The sequence below is a fragment of the Arsukibacterium tuosuense genome (assembly GCF_900215315.1).
GTDB lineage: Bacteria > Pseudomonadota > Gammaproteobacteria > Enterobacterales > Alteromonadaceae > Alishewanella > Alishewanella tuosuense.
Map to the genome: position 1 here is coordinate 308128 of NZ_OBEB01000003.1, position 20200 is coordinate 328327.

The following is a 20200-nucleotide window of genomic DNA, read 5'->3' on the forward strand; positions in this document are numbered from 1 at the left end:
ATGTGTGGTATTCACGGCGTTGTTGCCTTAAAACGACCCCAGCAATTTCCGGCACAATGGCTGGATGCAATGGGTGATATCACGGCCCACCGCGGCCCCGATGACAGCGGAAAGTACCTGAATAACAATATTGCGCTGGGTATGCGCCGGTTGTCGGTCATCGATTTAACGGGGGGCCAGCAACCTATCAGCAATGACGATGGTAGTCTGGTGTTGGTATGTAACGGTGAAATCTACAACTACCGCGAGCTGCGGGAGCAACTGGCAGACAGCTACTCGTTTAAAACCCAGTCCGATGTTGAAGTTATTCTGGCGCTCTATCAGCAATATGGTGTGGATTGTCTGCAGCACTTAAATGGCATGTTTGCCTTTGCCCTGTGGGATAATAACCGTCAGCAACTGCTGCTGGCGCGGGATCGACTTGGCATCAAACCGTTATACCTGTGTCAGCACGATGGCTATCTGGCATTTTCGACCGAAAGCAAAGCCATTCTGGCATTGCCTGGTATCGAAGCAGAGGTTTGTCCGCAAGCGCTCGAACAGTATTTGCAGTTAGGCTATGTGCCGGCCCCCTATTCCATGTTTAAAGGCATTCAGAAGCTTGAAGTGGCCAGTTATCTGTTAATTGATGACAAAGGTATCCAGCAGCATCAGTACTGGCAGCCAGACTTTGCTCAGACCGAGCAACTCAGCGAGCAAAGCTGGGCCAGAAAAATTCGCACCCAGCTGGAAAGCTCAGTGGCAATGCAAATGGTCAGTGATGTGCCGATAGGGGCCTTTTTGTCAGGCGGCGTAGACTCCAGCGCGGTTGTTGCCCTGATGTCGAAACATAGTAAAGGCCCGGTGCAAACTTACGCCATTGGCTTTGATACCGGTGACGCCGCTAACTTTTACAACGAATTGCCCTACGCCCGGGCGGTTGCTGAACAATTTGGCACCGAACACAGGGAGATCCTGGTAAAACCGGACGTGGTAAGTCTGTTGCCTAAGCTCCTGTGGCATATGGACGAGCCGGTTGCCGACAGTGCTTTTATAACCACCTATCTGGTATCAGAATTTGCCCATAAAGATGTGACCGTTATTTTGTCCGGCGTTGGTGGTGACGAATTGTTTGGCGGTTACCGTCGCTATCTGGGGGAACACTATTTACAGAAATATCAGCGTCTGCCCGCCTGGGTACGGCAAAAGCTGTTAGTGCCATTGGCCGGCAAACTTCCCAGTGACCGCCACTCGAAACTGCTGAATACCCTGCGCCTGACTAAAGCTTTTATCCAGTCGGCAGAGCTTGACGACGCTGAACGCTATCAGCGTTATATGCAGGTGTTCAGTCAACAACAAACTGAACAACTGTTAAGTAGTGAAAAACCGATCAGTATTATTAAACAGCACTATCAGTTCAGCCATGCTAAACAAGGGTTATGGCGCATGTTTGATACCGACCGGCAAAGCCAGTTGCCTGACGACTTATTGTTGTTAACCGATAAAATGACCATGGCAACCTCGCTGGAATGCCGGGTACCCTTTCTTGATCATCAGATGGTAGAGCTGGCGGTAAAAATACCGCAAAGCCTTACCATGAAAAACGGCCGGCTAAAGCACCTGTTGAAGGAGTCACTCAGTGACATTTTACCGGCCAGTATTCTCGACCGGCCGAAGCGGGGCTTTGGTGCACCCTTAGGTGCCTGGCTAAAACAAGAGTTGGCGCCGATGTTGCGGTTATTTGTAAACCGTGAAACCATTGAACAGCGGGGCTTATTAAATTGGCCCGTTATTGAACAAACACTTAGCCAGCACTTCAGTCAGCAGGAAGATCACACCGATCACTTGCTGGCACTTATGAATCTGGAAATCTGGTGCCGGCTGTATCTGGACAAACAAAGTGCCGGGCAAATATCAGAGACAATCAGGACGTCGTTATGAAAATATTATATGTCTGTCATCGCTTTCCCTTTCCGCCGAAACGTGGCGGCAAAATTCGCCCGTTCAACATGATCCGTCATTTCAGCCAGCAAGGTCATCAGGTTTACGTAGCATCACTGGCCCGTAATCCGGCAGAAGCGGCAGACGGTGAAGGGATCAGACAGCATTGTCATCATTACTACGCTGCCGTGGTAAAAGAACCGGTGCAGTTCGCACGGATGATCCTGCGCCTGCCCCTACTGACGCCATCATCAATGGGTTACTTTTTCAGCCATGATTTAAATAACCATATTAAAGGCTTACTGGCAGAGCATAAATTTGATCTGATTTTTGTGCATTGCTCGTCAGTTGCCCAATATGTCAGTCATGTCGAAGACACGCCCAAGTTGCTTGATTTTGGTGATATGGACTCGCAAAAATGGTTAGCCTACCGTGCTTTTAAACCCTTTCCACTTAGTCTGGGCTATTACCTGGAAGGCCAAAAAATGCTGCGGGCAGAAAAGCGCCTGGCCAGCCGCTTCGACTTATGCAGCTGCACCACTAAAGCTGAACTGGCTACCCTGCAAAGCTATAATACCCGGGTACCGACGGCCTGGTTTCCGAACGGCGTTGACACCGAATACTTTACCCCCGGCACTGCGCCTTATGAGCACCATAGTATTTCCTTTATTGGCCGGATGGATTACTACCCCAATCAGGAAGCGATGTTGCAGTTCTGCCGGCAAACCCTGCCACTGATCCGCGAGCAGATCCCTGATGTTAAGCTTTACATCGTTGGGGCAGAACCCAGCGCCGCAATCCGGGCGCTGGCCAACTTACCCGGCGTTATTGTTACCGGCTCGGTCCCAGATGTCAGGCCCTATATTATTAACACCGCAGCAATGGTAGCACCACTTAATATCGCCCGGGGCACTCAGAACAAAATTCTGGAAGCCATGGCAATGGCGGTACCGGTCGTCAGCAGCAGCCAGGCGGCAGGCGGCATTGACGCCATTGCCAATCAACACTTTTTAATTGCCGATACCCCGGCAGAGTATGCCAATGCCCTGGTAAAACTGATGCGCAACGCCGCTTTCCGGCAACAACTTGCTGACGCTGGCCGGCAACGGATGCTGACGCATCACCAATGGCACTTATCAATGCAACAATTAGACAGCATAGTGCAACAATGTATAAACTTGCATCAGGAAAAACAGCTGACACAACGGGAAGTGCAAATATGAATATCAGTATTTTTGGATTAGGTTATGTTGGCGCCGTGTCGCTGGCGTGTCTGGCGCGCGACGGCAATCAGGTTATTGGGGTCGATATTGACCCGGTGAAACTGGAACTGATTAAAAGCGGCCAGTCGCCGGTAATTGAAGAAGGTATGCCAGAGCTCATGGCAGCAATGGCGGCCAGTGGCCGGGTCAGCGTGTCGCAGGACGTACAGCATGCCATTGATAATAGCGACGTTTCATTTATTTGTGTTGGTACACCGTCACAAACTAATGGCAGCCAGGATCAAACCGCCGTGCTGCGCCTGGCCGAGCAATTAGGTAAAGCGCTAGCCAGTAAAAGCAACCGTCATACTATTGTATTTCGTTCCACCTTGCTGCCCGGCACGGTAGAAGGCAGTTTAAAAAGTTTGTTAGAGCAATATTCCGGCAAACAGGACGGGGTAGATTTTGACATTTGTTTTCAACCAGAATTCCTGCGCGAAGGCAGCTCGATAAAAGATTACGACAACCCGCCGTTTACTATCGTGGGAGCTAATAACGAGGCAGCACACCTGCAAATGCAGCGATTATTTGGCCATTTGCCTGGTCAGTATCACCGCACAGATGTGAAAACGGCTGAAACCGTCAAGTATTTCTGTAATATTTTTCACGCCCTGAAAATTACTTTTGCCAATGAAGTCGCCAGGTTATGTGAAGGCCTGACGGTTGACCCGTTTAAAGTCATGGACTTAGTCTGTGCGGACAAGCAGCTGAATATTTCACCGGCCTATCTAAAACCGGGCTTTGCCTTTGGTGGCTCCTGCTTACCAAAAGATTTAAGGGCCATGCAATATGTTGCCAAACAGGCAGATATCGAAATTCCGATGTTATCCCAGGTATTGTCATCTAATCAGGTGCATTTGCAGCAGGCCTATAAAAAAATCCTGGCGCTGGGCTCAAGGGATGTTGGCATGATCGGTCTGAGCTTTAAATCAGGCACCGATGACTTGCGGGAAAGCCCGCTGGTCGACTTAGCCGAACACCTTATCGGTAAAGGCATGCATTTAAGTATTTTCGACCCGGAAGTAAACCTGTCACGCCTGCTTGGCGCCAATAAACGCTTTATTGAAGAATCTATTCCCCATATCGGCCAGTTAATGACCAGCGATATTGAACAGCTGCTGGCAAATAATAAGGTAATCGTCCTGGGGTTAAACGACAAACATATCGTTGAACAGGTATTAGCAGGACTGACACAGGAGCATATTCTGGTCGATTTGGTTCATTTGAAGCAAATCGCCGATGTGCGCGCCCGCTATATCGGACTATGCTGGTGAACAGGTTAATCAGCTGGCGCAGCTGCCTGATAATTGTGACGATGATGGTCTTGCCGGTGGCACTGCTGGTGGCAAACTTCCATTCGGGTACTGAACTGGTGCGGCTGCGTAATGCCATGGTATTTAATGTCATCAGCACTGAGCAGAGCCAGTGGCCCGGCGATCAGTTCCCTGCTTCGTTTAAACAGGAAAAAGCGCTGCTGCCTGATGCTATAGCTAAGGTAATCATCAATCAGAAAATGCCTGGCAACCAGCAACAGACCAGCGATCCGTTGGCGTTAATGTTACAACAAGCCGCGGTGTTAAATCTGGATCAGCGTCGTCGTGGTGGCGCTATTCAGGCCGATGTCAGCACCACCCTGGCACAAATTCAGCAGCAACGCGGCTACTGTGCCGACTACACTGAAATTATTAATGTATTTGGCCATGCACTGGATATTCCGGTACGGGAATGGGCGCTGGCGTTTGATGGTTTTGGCGGCCACGGCCACGCTATCAATGAAATATGGGACCAACAGGCGCAGCGCTGGATTATGCTGGACGTGTTTAACGGCTTTTATCCGGTAAACCAGCAACGGCAGCCGATGTCGGTACTGGAGTTTAAACAGCAACTGATTGCAGATCGCAGCCAGATCACACTGGTCAGATTATCAGATCAGACCTTTGGTTTTAAAGACGACGCTATGGCGCTCGATTATTATTACAATGGCCGCCATCAATTTTACCTGTGGTGGGCCAATAACAATATCAGTTATGACGAGCACCCCCTGATTAAACTTGCTGCCAACGTCTCCCCTCACCTGGAGCAAATGGTGGCGATAATCAGCGGCCAGTTCCCGCAATTAATGGCAATAGCAGAACCTGACAACCTGCATATGATCAACAATATGCAGCGGCTGAAAATTATGCTCTGGGTACTATTCTTTTATCAGGTATTGCTGGCGCTGTTGTTACTGGCAATGCTGATTACACTTTTTACCCGACGCTCAAGGAAGACGTAGTATGTCGCAACAGGATAATCTTGCGAAACAAAATATGGCGCAACAAGAAGCTGCACAACAGGAGCTGGCGCAACCAGCACCGTTACAGGTTTTGCATGTTTTTGACCATTCGGTGCCTCTGCACAGTGGCTATGCATTTCGCAGCCTGGCGATTTTACAACAGCAACAGCGGCTCAATATCAGCACCCGGCAGCTGACCAGCAGCAAACATTATTTGGCAGGGCCAGCTGAAGAACAGGTAGCCGGTTTAACTTTTCAACGCACTCAGCCCGGTCTGCTGGCAAAACTACCGGTGCTCAGTCAGCTGGACGTGATCAACCAGCTGGAACGCCAACTGACTAAGATGGTACAGCAACAAAAGCCAGATATCATTCATGCCCACTCGCCTTCCCTCAATGCCCTGGCGGCGGCTAAAGTTGCCAGACGATTTAATATTCCGCTGGTGTATGAAATGCGCGCCTCCTGGGAAGATGCAGCAGTCAGTCACGGCAGTTGTAAAGAAGGCGATTTGCGCTACCGGATTGGCCAGTACCTGGAAAAAAAGGCGCTGAGAAGCGCCGATTACGTCGTTACTATTTGCCAGGGTTTAGCTGATCAAATTGCCCAATGGGGTGTGGCCAGAGATCGGATCACCGTTGTCGCTAACGCGGTTGATATCAGCGCTTTTAATCCGGTGCTCTGTAAAGATCAGCAGCTGGAACACAGCCTGAATTTACAGGGTAAAACGGTACTGGGCTTTCTTGGCTCATTTTACCGCTATGAGGGGCTGCACATCCTGCTTGATGCCTTTGCGCGTTTGCAGCCGCAGCACCCGGACTTGCGGTTGTTACTAGTGGGTGGCGGCTTACAGGAGGCCGCGCTCAGAGCGCAGGCAAAAGAGTTAAACATCAGTGACTACATTATTTTTACCGGCCGGGTCGACCACCATACTATCAGCCGCTATTACAGCCTGGCAGATATGTTTATTTATCCGCGCCAGGCCATTCGCTTAACCGAGATGGTAACGCCGCTAAAACCGCTGGAAGCCATGGCCCAGCAAGGGCTGGTTGTCGCCTCTGATATCGGTGGCCACCGTGAACTGATCCGCCACAATGACACCGGTATTTTATTTGAACCGGACAACCCGGCGCAACTGGCCAGGGTATTAGCTGAGCTGTTAAGCAATCGTGAAGACTGGCCCAGAATAAAGCAAAATGGTCGCAACTTTGTGGCACAAGAGCGAACCTGGCAGCATACGGTGGCAGCAATTCTGCCGGTTTATCAGCAGGTGTTAAGTGATCGACGCTAACAACAACGGCGCTGTGCCTAAACCACTGGCAGTAACCCTGGTGGGGCCGGTGCCCCCTCCCGCTGGCGGTATGGCGATGCAAACAGCGCAGTTACTGCGCTTGCTGACTGACACTAACCAGCTGAATGTAAAGCTGATTGCAGTAAACCCGCCCTACCAGCCACATTGGGTTGCTAACATTCCGGTGTTAAGGGCGCTGTTCCGGCTGCTCCCCTACTTCTGGCAGTTGCATAAGGCCTGCAAGCACAGCGATGTTATCCATTTAATGGCCAATTCCGGCTGGGCCTGGCATCTGTTTGCTGCACCGGCTATCTGGATTGCTCACTGGCATAAGGTGCCGGTTATCGTTAATTATCGCGGCGGTCTGGCGGCAGACTTTTTAGCCAGGCAGCGGCGCTGGGTGTTGCCTTCACTGCGCCGGGCCAGCGCTATTGTTACCCCCAGCGCTTTTTTGCAGGGCGTCTTTGCGCACTATCAGCTGAAGTGCCAAATCATTCCCAATATCGTTGATACCGCTATTTTCCATGGCACTCTGAAAGCCAGTTTAGCCACTGCGCCACATTTGGTGGTTACCCGCAATCTGGAAGCTATTTACGATATCGCCACCGCAATCCGTGCTTTTGCAATTATCAGCAAACAGCTGCCACAGGCGCGGCTAAGTATTGCCGGCAGCGGCCCGGAACGGCCGGCGCTGGTCGCGCTGGTGCAGCAGTTACAACTCGACAGCCAGGTAACCTTTTGTGGTAAGTTAGACCGGCCACAAATGGCGGAGCTGTATGCCAGTGCTGATATCATGTTAAACCCGAGCACCGCCGATAATATGCCGAACTCGCTGCTGGAAGCGATGGCAGCAAGCGTACTGGTGGTCTCTACTGATGTCGGTGGCATCCCGTATATGGTGGAGCACCAGCGAGATGCCTTGCTGGTAGCAGCCGCAGCCCCTGAGCAAATGGCAGCGGCAGTGTTAACTCTGGTTGCCAGGCCGGAACTGGCTAAGCAACTTGCGGCGCATGCACAGGCAAAAGTAACTCAATATCAGCCAGCGCAGGTACTGCCGGGCTGGTTAGCTCTTTATGAACATTTCAGGTGTGCAAATGCGTGATTATCTAATCCTACTTGTTATTATTGCCTGTATCCCACTTACCTTGCGCCGGCCGTTTTTTGGTGTTTTAGTCTGGTGCTGGATAAGCTATATGGTACCGCACCGCCTAGGCTGGGGCTTTATTCAAACTCTGCCTATTGCCGCCATTATTGGCCTGGTTTTTTTAGTCAGTTATTTATTCAGTAAAGAACCGAAGCGGATCCCGCTACACAGCCCTATTGTCTTTCTACTGCTGTTTAATATCTGGATGGTGATCACCTTTATTATGAGTGTGAAAGATCCCTACGTATTATCACAATTTGAAAAAATCATGAAAATTCAGTTTTTTACCCTGATCATTCTGGCATTGCTTACCAGCCGCCAGCGAATTGAGCAAGCACTATGGGTAGTCGCGCTTAGTATCGGTTTTTACGGGGTGAAAGGCGGCATTTATACCATTCAAACCGCTGGTGGTGGTCGGGTCTGGGGACCAACCGGCGGCTTCTTTTACGGCAATAATGAACTGGCCCTGACCTTGCTGATTATCGTACCTATTTTGTTTTATTTACGCTATCTGGTGCCGGCAAATATGCGCTGGTTAAAGTTAGGCTTATTAGCGGTTATGGGATTGTCTGTTTTAGCAGCATTAGGCACCCAAAGCCGCGGCGGCCTGGTTGCCTGTATTTGTGTTGGCGTTTTTCTCTGGTTAAAAGGCCCGAATAAGCTGGCAGTAGCGCTGGTTATCCTGCTCGCTACTCCGGTGGTCTATCAGTTTATGCCCGATCGCTGGCATGACCGGATGGCCACCATTATAGAACCCGATCGGGAAAGCTATGATGGCTCGGTTAAAGGCCGCTTTAACGCCTGGGAAATGGCTTATAATATGGCCAAAGACCGGCCTTTTGGTGGCGGTTTAAATGGTTTTAAAGCTGAGCACTTTTACCTGTATGCCCCTGAACCGAATCGCCAGCACGACTCACATAGCATTTATTTTCAGGTAATGGGCCATCATGGCTTTATTGGCTTCGCCTTATGGCTGGCGATTTATCTCAGTACCTGGCGTAGCGCCAAAAAAACCATCAAGTTAACCAATAAACGGGACGACTTAAAATGGGCAGCGTTGCTGGCCAAAATGCTGCAGTGCAGTTTAATTGCCTACGCATCCGGCGGCGCATTTCTCGGTTTAGCTTATTTCGATTTGCCTTACCATCTGGTTGTCACCGTGGTCGCGCTGCAGGTAGTGGTTAAAAAGCAATTAGCGGCGGAAGCGGCTGAGAAAAAGCAGCAGCAAGACCAGCGGTTAGCCGAAGCAGGACAACCGCACCCTGACCGCTTTAAAGTACAGGCCCCCAACAGTTATGAATAAGCCAGTTATGACTAGCTTCTATACCCAACTGGTAAGTAACGTCTTGTTCCGGCTACATGAGCGCTTAAAAGGCCATAGCACTTACGCCATGCTGGCCAGGCTGGAACAAAGCCAATGGTTAACGGCAGAACAGATAGCCAATGAGCAGCAACGCCGGCTCCAGGCATTTATTTCTGAGATTAGCCATAAGTCACCCTACTATCAGCAGCTGCTGAAAACCCGGGGGCTTACTGCCAGTGATATCAACACCGTCGCCGATCTGCAGAAACTGCCGTTTTTAACCAAGCAACTTATTACTGATAATCAACAGGCCCTGTGCAGTGGGCCGCAACAGCAGCTGCAGCGTTACAATACTGGCGGCTCCAGCGGCGTGCCATTAATTTTTTATATGGGCAAACAGCGGGTCAGTCATGATGTTGCCGCCAAGCTCAGAGCCACCCGCTGGTGGGATGTAGATATTGGTGACCCGGAAGTGGTGCTGTGGGGCTCGCCGATTGAGCTGGGTAAACAGGACCGGATTAAAAAAATCCGCGATAGCCTGTTTCGCTCATACCTGCTACCGGCATTTGAGTTTACCCCGGCCCATATCGAGGCCTATCTGCAACAATTGCAGCAGCTAAAACCGAAAATGCTGTTTGGTTACCCGTCGGTTATTCATCAGTTAGCCCTGGCAGCGGAAGCGCGCCAGCTGTCGTTGGCGCAACTTGGTATTAAAGTGGTATTTGTCACTTCGGAAATGCTGTTTGAACATCAGCGTCAGGTTATTGAGCGGGTATTCGCTTGTCCGGTTGCCAATGGTTATGGCGCCCGTGACGCCGGTTTTATTGCCCATCAATGCCCGGCCGGCAGTTTGCATATCAGTGCTGAAGATATTATCGTCGAGATAATTGGCGACAATGACCAGGTACTGCCGGTGGGTGAAAGCGGTGAAATTGTAATTACTCATCTGCAAACTCAGGCGTTCCCCTTTGTCCGCTACCGTACCGGCGATATGGGACGCCTGAGTAGCGAACCGTGTCAATGTGGTCGCGGGCTACCGGTATTAGCCCAGGTTAGCGGCAGAACAACCGACTTTATGCTGACCACAGCCGGCGATAAACTGCATGCCTTATCGCTGATTTATGTGCTGCGCGATTTAGAAGAAATCAGACAGTTTAAAATTATCCAGCACAGCCTGACAGACGTTGAAGTACAGCTGGTTGCCGTCGCCCCGCTCTCCTCGTCGTTGGCTGAACAAATTATCAGCCAGTTTAAGCAGCGCCTGGGGGCTGACTGCAATATCACACTTAAGCAGCTGGATACGATTGCCAGCCTGCGAAATGGAAAACATCGTTATGTTGAATCTAAAATGGATTATTAAAACAGCTTACCTGGCGCTATGTTGCCTGATAGCAATAGGTGCCGTACAAGCAACCCCGCTGACAACTGAACAGATAACGGCCGTTGACTGGCATGAAGGCGATAAACAACTGTCTGGTGCCGGTCGTAGCTACAGTTATGCCGCGGCTTATATCAGCTGGCCAACTGATAAGATGGGCGTCTGGATAGACAAGAATATGACTTTTCTCGGTGAGCACCCCTTTGCCGAGCTGCAAGTCAGCAGCGCACATACAGGCAAGAGTCTGAACTGGCCGGTAACTGAGCTGGTCAAGCGTATTGGCAGAACTGAATTGCCTACTATCGACTTGCTGTTGCATGGTCAGAATAGTAAGGGTAATAGTGTATTTCACAGCAAAGAGTCGGCTGACAGTAAAGCGCCAACACTTACCATTACCACATCAACCGGTAATATTATTGAATCCAGCGCAGTAATGGATACCTATCTGGATAGCAGCACCTACCGTTCGCTTGGCCACAGTAAAAACTTAAAGGCAGGAAGCCAGAACGTCACGTTACTCCAGTTCAGGAAACCAAAGCTTACAGCCAATGAAGACATTGTTTCAGCAGAACTACGTCTAACCGTAAAAAAGCAATATGGCTCCGGTAATATCGGGGTATTCTGGTTAGCAAACCAGGCAGAAAAGCCAGATCAGCTGGCAGATTTTGAATCGCGTCAGATCATTTTTAAAGAAGATTTTTCTGATAGTAACTGGGCTGCAAACTGGAGTAGCCTTGACCGGCGCAGCCTGGCTGAGCAGGCAACAGCGCCGCAGCGGCCCGATAATACTGCGCTGAAAGTCGAATTTAACCCATCACAAAATACGGCGCTTAATCTGGTTTTGTTGCTTAAATCTATCCAGGATGCAGAGCCGGAAGCCTTATATTTTCAATATGATTTATATCTGAATGACAACTGGCTGGCAACTAAAGGTGGCGGAAAATTCCCCGGCTTAGCCGGTACTTATAATAGAGCAGGCTGGGGCGGCCGCTCTGCTGATGGCACAAATGGCTGGTCGGCCCGCGGTCAGTTTGGCGATACCGTAAAAAGCGATGATAAGTTTAACAACAGCACCCCACTGGGGTTTTATGCCTATTATCCGGACAATGGCCAGAACCATGGTGCTGCCATGTACTGGAATACCGGCAGCAACCCGATAAAACCCGGAGAATGGTACCGGATCACCCAGTACGTAAAGCTCAATACCCCCGGTAAGCCAAACGGCGTGCTAAAAGCCTGGGTGGATCAGCAGCAGGTGTTTGAACGCAGCAATATTCGTTTTCGTGATACCAGCGATCTTAAAATAGAACGTTTATGGCTGAATTTTTACCATGGTGGCGTGGCCAAGCCCATCCAGCAAATGGAGCTATATATCGATAATGTAATACTGGCGACCGAATAAGTATTTTAACGACGAAAACAGCAGTCAGTTTAGCCGGGCTACTGGCTATTGCGGCGCTTTATTGGTATAAATGCACTGTAATTTACTCAATAAAATGGATTTTTTGTAATGCCCTCCTCATCCGGCCAGGATAGCCAGGAACAGCAAAATAAACATAACCAGAATAAAGTCTATTCTGGTTCAGTTTTTATGTTGATTACCCGTTTAAGCATTAAATCGCTTGGAATAGTCAGCACAATATTTCTGGCCCGGCTACTGACACCAGAAGATTTTGGCCTGGTGGCCATTACCGTAGCAATCTATGCTTTTATTGAATTGTTTGGTGCCCTGGCATTGGGCACGGCTTTAATTCAGCAAAAAAACAATACACCGGACGACTACAATAGTGCCTGGACATTTAATGTGTTGTTTGGCTTTGTCGCGGCGACTTGTCTGGTATTAATCGCACCTGTAGTCGCCAACTTTTATCAGGACCCGCGGTTACAGCCAGTGATTTACGTGCTGGCTTTTGTCAGTATTTTGTCTGGCCTGCACAATATCGGGGTTATTGATTTCAGACGTAACTTAAATTTCCGCAAGGAATTGCAACTGCAACTGGTGCCTAAGATAATCAGTTTTGTTATTACTTTAAGCCTGGCCTTTATATTGCGTAATTATTGGGCACTGGTTTTCGGGGTTTTATGTAATCAGTTAGTTGTAACGACTTATAGTTTTATAATGCATCCGTTCCGGCCAGGCGTTTGTTTTAAATCTTTTAATAAGTTATTTAAATTTTCCCGCTGGCTGCTGCTTAACAATGTAGTGCACTTTATCAACGATAAAGTAAGTCAGTTAATCGTCGGTAAGGCGCTGTCACCCGCTGCCCTCGGTTTTTTCTCGCTAAGTAAAGAAATTGGCCAGTTACCCACATCGCATATGGCTGTGCCTATTAATATTGCTACATTCCCGGTCTACTCCCGCTTTCAGGATAATCCGGTCGAGTTAAAAAAGGCCTACCTAAATACTGCGGCGTTAACGGCCAGCCTGACCATTCCGTCCTCCATTGGCATTGCCTTGGTCGCGCCATTACTGGTTAGCGTGTTACTGGGCGAGCAATGGGTAAGCATGGTGCCGCTACTGCAATTACTGGCGCTCGCTAATATGTTTTTTAGTATTACTTCTAACAATAGTTATATTTATCTGGCAGCAGGCAAGCCTCATATCTCCTTCATAATTAACTTCAGCCGGTTAGCGGTATTTTTTGCACTATTTATTCCATTGCTGGACTATAACGGTTTAATTGGTATAGGCCAGGCCCGGCTTGGCTCTACTCTGATAATGGTGCTGCTGGTACAGGCAGCAATTATGCGGTTTTTAAAGTTGCCACTGCGCGACCTGCTTAGGGCATTTATCCGACCGGTTGCAGCCGGTTTAACTATGGCATTGGCGGTGTGGGCGGTGCAATCGTCTGTTATGTTAAGCATAACGCTGCTCCAGCTATTGCTGGAAACCCTGACTGGCGTCGTTAGTTACAGCCTGGTTACATTACTTATCTGGCATTTGCAGGGCTACCCGGAAGGCTTTGAGCATAATATTTTCAGCAGGCTGCGCTTAAAAAACTTTCCGCCAAAATCCGCTGGGCCCTTGCCATGACTGATACTCTGGTGAGCACTCAGCAAGCTGCGCTACAGCAATTACAACTTAGCCCGTTGTTGCTGGACAACGCAGTCAATATGGCATTGCAACAGCTGCAACAGCACTGTTCTGCAGCAGAACCTTATCAGGCATATAACCAGCGACCTGACTTACTGACAAACTTAGCTACCTTGCCGGCGCAACTTAGTTGTGCTAAGGATCAACTGGCCAGATTGCTGATGCTGAAACTGATTGCAGATTTTTCATTGCAACCTTTACCGCTTAACATGACAAGCGAGATAAGTAATAACTACCAGCGCAGCTTACAGCGTATTTTTCAGCTTTGGGCCAACGCCTCAGAAACCCAATTGCCAGCAACGGATGACAGGTTTCTTAAAGATATTGGCTTATTAACCGGTGCGCTGCTGCCCTGCGCTGAACGGGTAGTTGAACCCTGTTCTGCTATTCAACGTTCGTTACTGTACAGCAATGGCATTGTGCAGGCGGCGGGCTTTATTCGGGCGTTAATCGACGCCAGAGGCAATAAGCCAGTGTGCCGGCTGCATATTCATTTATCAGAAATAAACCAGTTAACCGCCGCCGGCTGGCACCAGACATGCCTGCAGCTGGCTGAGCTACTACTACTTAATCCACAACTAAAAGGGGTGGTTGGTGCCTGTTGGTTTTATGATCCGGCGCTGCCTGACATTAGCCCGCATCTGGCATTTATCAGCGAGCTACTCAGGGAAATGCAGGCCAGCTGGTTTTATTCTCATAAAGAGGGTGGGAAAAGTGGCGCCTTTAGTCGCTCAGCAACACGCAAGCAAGCGTTTATTACTGGCCAGTACCAGCCGAAAAACTATGTTATTTTTATCCCCAGAAGCCGGCTGCTTGCCTGGTATAAAAGGCAGACGGTCTGATGAAAACCTTTATTTTAACCTTGTTCCGCTGGCTTGGTTTGTTTAGTCTGGCAAAAATAATAACTGCCCGACAACCACGCATTTTGTGTTACCACGGCATTGCGGTAGATGACGAATATCAGTTCTCACCCGGGCTGTTTATGCGAAGCGATACCTTTGCCAGACGGATGGCACTGCTTGCGAAATGGCGTTATAAGCCGGTATCGCTGGATGAGTTATACCGGCAACATCAGGCTGGCCAATATTGCAAAGATACCCTGGTTATTACCATCGACGATGGCTGGGCTGGTATTGAGCAAGGTATGTTGCCCTCTCTTAAAAAGTATCAGTTTGTCGCAACCTTATATTTATGCACGTATTTTGTTAAAAATCAGCGGCCGGTATTTAACCTGGCTGCTAGTTACTTATTCTGGAAACATAAAGGGCTTTTTCTCCCGGCAGAAACAAGCTGTTTATCGCCTTATACCACATTACAGCAGTTAGATTTGAATGACGTGCTGTCGCTGGCAGCAGAACTGGATTCAGCCTACGAGCAGCCCATTTTAGAAGAGCTGGCCTCTTATTTTGGTGAAGACCTTTCAAGCTGGCAGCATAACGGTAAATTAATGTTTCTTTCTCCAGAGAAAGTAACTGCACTGGCTGAACAAGGTCTGGCCATCGAGCTACACACACACCGCCATAAGTTTTTTAAACTGACCTCATCTGAAATGTGTGCAGAGCTAAACGATAATCAACAGTTGATAACTCAGCTTACTGGCAAAAAAGCACAACATTTTTGTTACCCAAGCGGCAACCACCGGCCGGAGCAGTTAAATGTGCTTCGTGAGATGAAAATAAAAACGGCTACCACGACCGAAATTGGCTTGATCAACTATCGCACTCCCCTCCTGACACTACCACGTCTGGTTGATAGTGATATTATCAGTGATCTGGAATTTGAAGCTGAGGTTACAGGTGTGATGACCCTGTTGCGCTCAGTTGCGTCCCTGTTTAAACGAGGCAGTTGATGATAGCCGGTTATATCAACAGATTAAACGACACCCTGGCAATGCTAAAAAAAGAAGCGCAACTGGCCGGCATTTCCTTTCCAAAAATGGTTTGGCAAACCTGCTGGTTCTGCCTGAAAACCAGGCTGGGGCCCCGCTATTTTGTAGTAGCAGGAATGGCCAGAAAAAACTTTAAAGAAGCCGATAAGTGGCTGCATATTTCTGCCAGCAAGTATTACAACGCCTTGGATATACTTAACCCACCGCTTTATCGCAAAATTACCCAAAGCAAATTGTCGGAAAAAGCATTATATCAGCTGCTACATATACCCACCGCACCCATGCTTGGCTATTTTCATCCAATTGTCGGTGTTACCAATAGCGGCGATGCGTTACAAACAGTTGAGTCACTGCAACAGTTTCTGCAGCAGCATATTGGTAGTACAGTGATGGTAAAGCCACTGGAAGGCTTTGGTGGCGCAGGGGTACTGGCCATTGCCATCCGTTCTGATGGCGAAGCACTGCAACTGCAATCTGTCGGTGAGCAGCGACCATATAGCGTGGAGAAGCTTATAAGTGCCTATCAGCAGAAAGGCCGGCAGCCAGAGTTTATGCTGGAAGCCTATATTCAGCAATCTGCTCAGTTCGCCAGTTTTAACTCCTCCAGCTTAAATACGTTGCGGTTATGGGTGCTGGAAACTACACCCCATAAGGCTGAGGTGATTGGTGGCTACTTACGGATTGGCCGGGCCGGCAAGGTTATCGATAATGCTTCTGCCGGCGGCATCATGTGCCCGGTTGATCTTGAAACAGGTGAACTACAGCCGGGACTGATAAAGAAAACCCCGCATCGCGACGAAATCTGTCAGCACCCTGATCATGGCGCTCTCCTTGCCGGAGTTTTGCTGGAGCAATGGCAGTCAATTAAACAGTTTGCTGAAAAGGTTTTGTTATCACTGCCTCATACCCGCTTTGCCGGGCTGGATATTACAATGACCGAACAAGGCCCGTTGCTGATTGAATCCAATGTAGCACCCGATAAAGATGGTGCCGCACATGGCAACATTCCTTCCATAAAATTGCGATATGCTGCCAGGAATCTGTGTGTTAAATAATCTTGTTAAAGCACTAAGGCTATCCTGGCTAAATCAACATGAAGAAAATACACTTTCGTTTCTGCAGCAATTTAAAGAAATGCTTTTGCTCAAGTTAATAACAGGATTTGGGCCAGGTAATTATCATAAATACCGCTTGTGGCAAAAAGATATGCCTTGGCAACAGAAACTCGGCTATTGGCATGACCAGAAATACTACCGCTTTTTAAACAGAGTAAACCCACTAAACTATCGGATGCTGGCACGCAACAAAGTCATCGCCAAGGCAATATTAAATTTTTACAAAATTCCTGACGCCGAATACCTGGGTTACTTATCTGCAAAAGGTAGTTTTAGCACAGATGGTTTGCCACTAAACACCGCAGAAGAATTAAGCAATCTGCTACAGCAGCGACCCGACCTTAATAAAATCTGCTTTAAATTAGTTGACGGCTCAGGCGGTGTGGGCTTTTGTGCAGTAAAGATCGTACGTGATAACACGACATTTTATTTTCAAGAGCTAGGCAAAGACATAAATTTACCAATCGCTGATTATATTAATCAGCTGCTAATTAATAATAAGGGGTGCGACTACCTCATCGAGAATTACTTGGAACAGCATGCTGATTTAGCAGTGTTTAACCCCAGCAGTTTAAATACTCTAAGGGTTTGGGTAGGTAAAACAAAAGCTGGGACGCCGAAGATCATCGGCATATTTTTGAGAGTTGGTCGTGCTGGTAGTTTAGTAGACAACACTATGTGGGGTGGTTTAGTTATTGCAATTGACCCACAAAGCTTTACAACAACTCACATAGTACCTCTAGAAACAAGTGGTTCATGCTTTAGGAACCATCCGGATAGTGGTTACGACATAACAAGGCGACAACTCCCTTTCCAACAGCATGTTATTGATCTGGCAGAAAAAGTTACAGATATTTTACCAAAAACACGTTTCGTCGGTTTAGATATCGCTTTTACCCCTGAGCAACCGGTCATTATCGAAGTTAACCTGGCGCCAAGTGCTATTGGTGCTTCTGCTATGAATATGAGTCATCAGCAGCTCTTAGGCTGGTTAGAGGAGTAACTAAACTATGAAGTTCTCTCAAAAATAATTTAGAATTTTTTATTACATATTTGTAAATTTAAGCTAAGCCAACTACACTTCACTTCACTTTACCTCATCACTAAAATTATAGCGGCAATAGCATTTTGGTTATCAGTTGTATCTGCTAATTTAAGACGCTTACTTTCTAAAGGAATAGAAACCGCTATGGTATTACGCTCTGCTAATTTACATCTCTTTGCAGCAATTTTATTTTCACACGCGTGATTGCCATGCTAAGTACATTATGCAACGCGATTAAACGTTCATGGGCGCTTCGCTCTGACCAAGATGCATTGCCCTTTATCCGGCAACTTAAAGAAATGCTACTGCTGCAGATAATGATCGGTTTTGGCCCCGGCAACTATCATAAATATCTGTTGTGGCAAAAAAATATGCCATGGCAACAAAAGCTGGGGTACTGGCATGATCAAAAGTACTACCGCTTTTTAAATAAGGTTAACCCTTTAAATTATCGAATGCTGGCCCGCAATAAAGTGATGGCCAAAGCGATACTGAAGTTTTACAACATACCGGACGCAGAATATCTTGGTTACCTGTCAACCACTGGTGGCTTTAAAACCGATGGTTCACCTTTAAATAATGCCGAGCAATTAGCTGCCTTGCTGCAACAGCGCTCAGACTTGGATAAAATCTGTTTTAAACCAATCAACGGCTCGGGTGGTGAAGGCTTTTGTGCGGTTGAAATAGAACGTTCCAATGGCATTTTTTTTCGGGAGCTTGGTAAATCAACATCTATACCTATTGCCGACTTTCTTAATCAGTCGCTGACGTCACACAAGAATTGTGACTACATTATCGAGAAATATTTGCAGCAACACCCTGCTCTGGCGGCATTTAACCCCAGCAGTTTAAATACATTAAGAGTCTGGGTAGGTAAAGCAACTGACGGCACCCCGAAGATTATTGCAATTTATTTGCGTGTTGGCCGCAGTGGTAAACTGATTGACAATAAAACGGCTGGTGGCTTCGGTGTCTCAATTGACATAAACAGCTTTAAAACTACAATGCTTTTACCACCAGATAATAACGATCACTGTTATCATAACCATCCTGACAGTGGTGAGAATATGATTGGACGTCAACTGCCATTTCAACAAGAGGTTATAGCGCTGGCTGAGCGGGTTATCAGTATTTTACCTAATACCCGGTTTGTGGGGCTGGACATTGCATTAACACCTGAACAACCGGTAATTATTGAATTTAATTTTGCACCAACTGCTACCGGCACAACAAAAATGAATGCAAGTCATGAACAATTGTTAGGCTGGCTTGACAAGTAATAATCAATTGATAGCCCGCAACAAAAACTAATTATTTATAAAACGTGCAAAAGGGCTCCCCTTTTGCACAGAAGGCTTTTGACGCAAGGCAATTTTAAGGTTTTCATCCATCAGCCCTTTACCGTGTAATTGTAAGATATCTGTGCCGCCAATATCGTTTAGCTCTAAAAACACTGCTCCTTTTTCAGTAATTACCACATCCCAATGCATCGCTCCCATACCATTAATAGCACCTGCTGCCCTCAGCGCTTCTGCAGTAACCTGCTCCCACAACGGAAGTGTAAAACTACTAAAGTCTCGCCCTGATATCGGATGTTGGGAATACAATTTCGCCTTGGGCCAGTAACTGCTGACTGCACCACTTAACTTACCCGTGGTAGGATTAACCTGCACCAGCATATTACCATAACCGCCTTTGTCAAAGTTGTCACTGATATTGCCCGGAACAACTACTTTCCATACCACCCTGTGAATATAAGGACCCTGGCCGGTATTTATCACTAACATACGGAAGCCGGAAGGTGAGTCATTCTGAGTAAACTCAGTTATAAGCGGGTGCTGAACAATAGGTTTTTGCAGTAATAACCCCGACTCAGGGTTGTAGTGTTTCGCACCAGTAAGGCCAATCGTTCTCTTGCAAAACGCATCAAAACTAATAGCATTACCGTTTTTATCAATTACCAGCTCACCATTTTCTGCGACTTCTGCCACATAAAATGCGCCCTGCCCCAGAGATCCTTTCACTGGTTTAACAAAAACAGGAGCATCATATTGGACCAAAAAGTCTTTTAATTCTTTGGCATTACAGATCTTAGCGGGAACAAAGCATGGAATAAGTCCAGCAGGCTTGTAAACGGCTAAAAGTTCTGGAGTTTGCAGATTATATGCTTTACAGACGACCTCAAAAACCATTTTATCCCAAGCTGGAGTTACAGCGGTACGAGCGTTTAAGTTACGGCTAAATGCTTCATGTCCACTAAAACCAAGAAGCTCTTTATATAAAGCTGACCCGCGTGTTTCAGCAAATATTTTATAAACGTAATAATCGGAAATATTACAAGTTGGGTTAAGTCTATACAGCGTGATTATGTCTAGCGCCTGTGCAATCCACCCTCGTTTATAATGTCGCTTCACATAGCGAGCACAGCATAAAGCTGAAGACGCCTTTTTTAATAATATCGACATTTTGGTAATTTCCCTTTACTCAA

Annotated in this window: 16 protein-coding genes; 15 read left to right on the forward strand and 1 reads right to left on the reverse strand. The window is 47.7% G+C overall.

Going from position 1 to position 20200, the window contains the following annotated elements:
• The 15 genes from asnB to CRO03_RS08350 all read left to right on the forward strand — a co-directional run bounded on the left by asnB (position 1) and on the right by CRO03_RS08350 (position 18992).
• Positions 1-1920: an asparagine synthase (glutamine-hydrolyzing) gene (gene asnB, locus CRO03_RS08280; RefSeq protein ID WP_097111149.1), complete on the forward strand. Its 1920-nt coding sequence runs from the start codon at positions 1-3 to the stop codon at positions 1918-1920.
• A complete protein-coding gene (locus tag CRO03_RS08285) occupies positions 1917-3143 on the forward strand; it encodes a TIGR03087 family PEP-CTERM/XrtA system glycosyltransferase (protein WP_097111150.1) in 1227 nt (408 codons plus the stop codon). The genes asnB and CRO03_RS08285 overlap by 4 nt, the downstream gene beginning before the upstream one ends.
• Complete coding sequence (locus CRO03_RS08290; protein WP_097111151.1) at positions 3140-4456, forward strand: nucleotide sugar dehydrogenase; 1317 nt, start codon at positions 3140-3142, stop codon at positions 4454-4456. Before CRO03_RS08285 ends, CRO03_RS08290 begins: the two co-directional genes overlap by 4 nt.
• Entirely contained in the window at positions 4453-5457 is a 1005-nt protein-coding gene (locus CRO03_RS08295) for a hypothetical protein (RefSeq protein WP_141397740.1), read from the forward strand. Before CRO03_RS08290 ends, CRO03_RS08295 begins: the two co-directional genes overlap by 4 nt.
• A gap of 34 nt (positions 5458-5491) precedes the next feature.
• Complete coding sequence (locus tag CRO03_RS08300; RefSeq protein WP_097111281.1) at positions 5492-6745, forward strand: TIGR04063 family PEP-CTERM/XrtA system glycosyltransferase; 1254 nt, start codon at positions 5492-5494, stop codon at positions 6743-6745.
• Positions 6732-7847 carry a glycosyltransferase family 4 protein gene (locus CRO03_RS08305; protein ID WP_245861540.1) on the forward strand — a complete coding sequence of 372 codons (1116 nt, stop codon included), beginning with the start codon at positions 6732-6734 and terminating at the stop codon, positions 7845-7847. Before CRO03_RS08300 ends, CRO03_RS08305 begins: the two co-directional genes overlap by 14 nt.
• Entirely contained in the window at positions 7840-9192 is a 1353-nt protein-coding gene (locus CRO03_RS08310; protein WP_170948971.1) for a putative O-glycosylation ligase, exosortase A system-associated, read from the forward strand. Before CRO03_RS08305 ends, CRO03_RS08310 begins: the two co-directional genes overlap by 8 nt.
• Positions 9185-10552 carry a phenylacetate--CoA ligase family protein gene (locus CRO03_RS08315; protein WP_245861541.1) on the forward strand — a complete coding sequence of 456 codons (1368 nt, stop codon included), beginning with the start codon at positions 9185-9187 and terminating at the stop codon, positions 10550-10552. Before CRO03_RS08310 ends, CRO03_RS08315 begins: the two co-directional genes overlap by 8 nt.
• Positions 10527-11972, forward strand: coding sequence for a polysaccharide lyase (locus CRO03_RS08320; RefSeq protein WP_141397741.1), 1446 nt, complete (start codon positions 10527-10529; stop codon positions 11970-11972). Before CRO03_RS08315 ends, CRO03_RS08320 begins: the two co-directional genes overlap by 26 nt.
• 108 nt (positions 11973-12080) lie before the next feature.
• Entirely contained in the window at positions 12081-13604 is a 1524-nt protein-coding gene (locus CRO03_RS08325) for a lipopolysaccharide biosynthesis protein (RefSeq protein WP_097111155.1), read from the forward strand.
• Entirely contained in the window at positions 13601-14506 is a 906-nt protein-coding gene (locus tag CRO03_RS08330; RefSeq protein ID WP_097111156.1) for a hypothetical protein, read from the forward strand. The genes CRO03_RS08325 and CRO03_RS08330 overlap by 4 nt, the downstream gene beginning before the upstream one ends.
• A complete protein-coding gene (locus CRO03_RS08335) occupies positions 14506-15513 on the forward strand; it encodes a polysaccharide deacetylase family protein (protein ID WP_097111157.1) in 1008 nt (335 codons plus the stop codon). Before CRO03_RS08330 ends, CRO03_RS08335 begins: the two co-directional genes overlap by 1 nt.
• Positions 15513-16607 (forward strand): sugar-transfer associated ATP-grasp domain-containing protein, encoded by a 1095-nt coding sequence (locus tag CRO03_RS08340; RefSeq protein WP_097111158.1) that lies wholly within the window; start codon positions 15513-15515, stop codon positions 16605-16607. The genes CRO03_RS08335 and CRO03_RS08340 overlap by 1 nt, the downstream gene beginning before the upstream one ends.
• The gene (locus CRO03_RS08345; RefSeq protein WP_170948972.1) at positions 16597-17670 is read left to right on the forward strand and encodes a sugar-transfer associated ATP-grasp domain-containing protein; all 1074 of its coding nucleotides are present in this window, start codon (positions 16597-16599) and stop codon (positions 17668-17670) included. The genes CRO03_RS08340 and CRO03_RS08345 overlap by 11 nt, the downstream gene beginning before the upstream one ends.
• Positions 17671-17921: 251 nt before the next feature.
• Entirely contained in the window at positions 17922-18992 is a 1071-nt protein-coding gene (locus CRO03_RS08350) for a sugar-transfer associated ATP-grasp domain-containing protein (RefSeq protein ID WP_097111160.1), read from the forward strand.
• 27 nt (positions 18993-19019) lie between these two features.
• Here the strand turns inward: CRO03_RS08350 and CRO03_RS08355 are convergent, their stop codons facing one another.
• Positions 19020-20177 (reverse strand): sugar-transfer associated ATP-grasp domain-containing protein, encoded by a 1158-nt coding sequence (locus CRO03_RS08355; protein WP_097111161.1) that lies wholly within the window; start codon positions 20175-20177, stop codon positions 19020-19022.
• Positions 20178-20200: the final 23 nt, after the last annotated feature.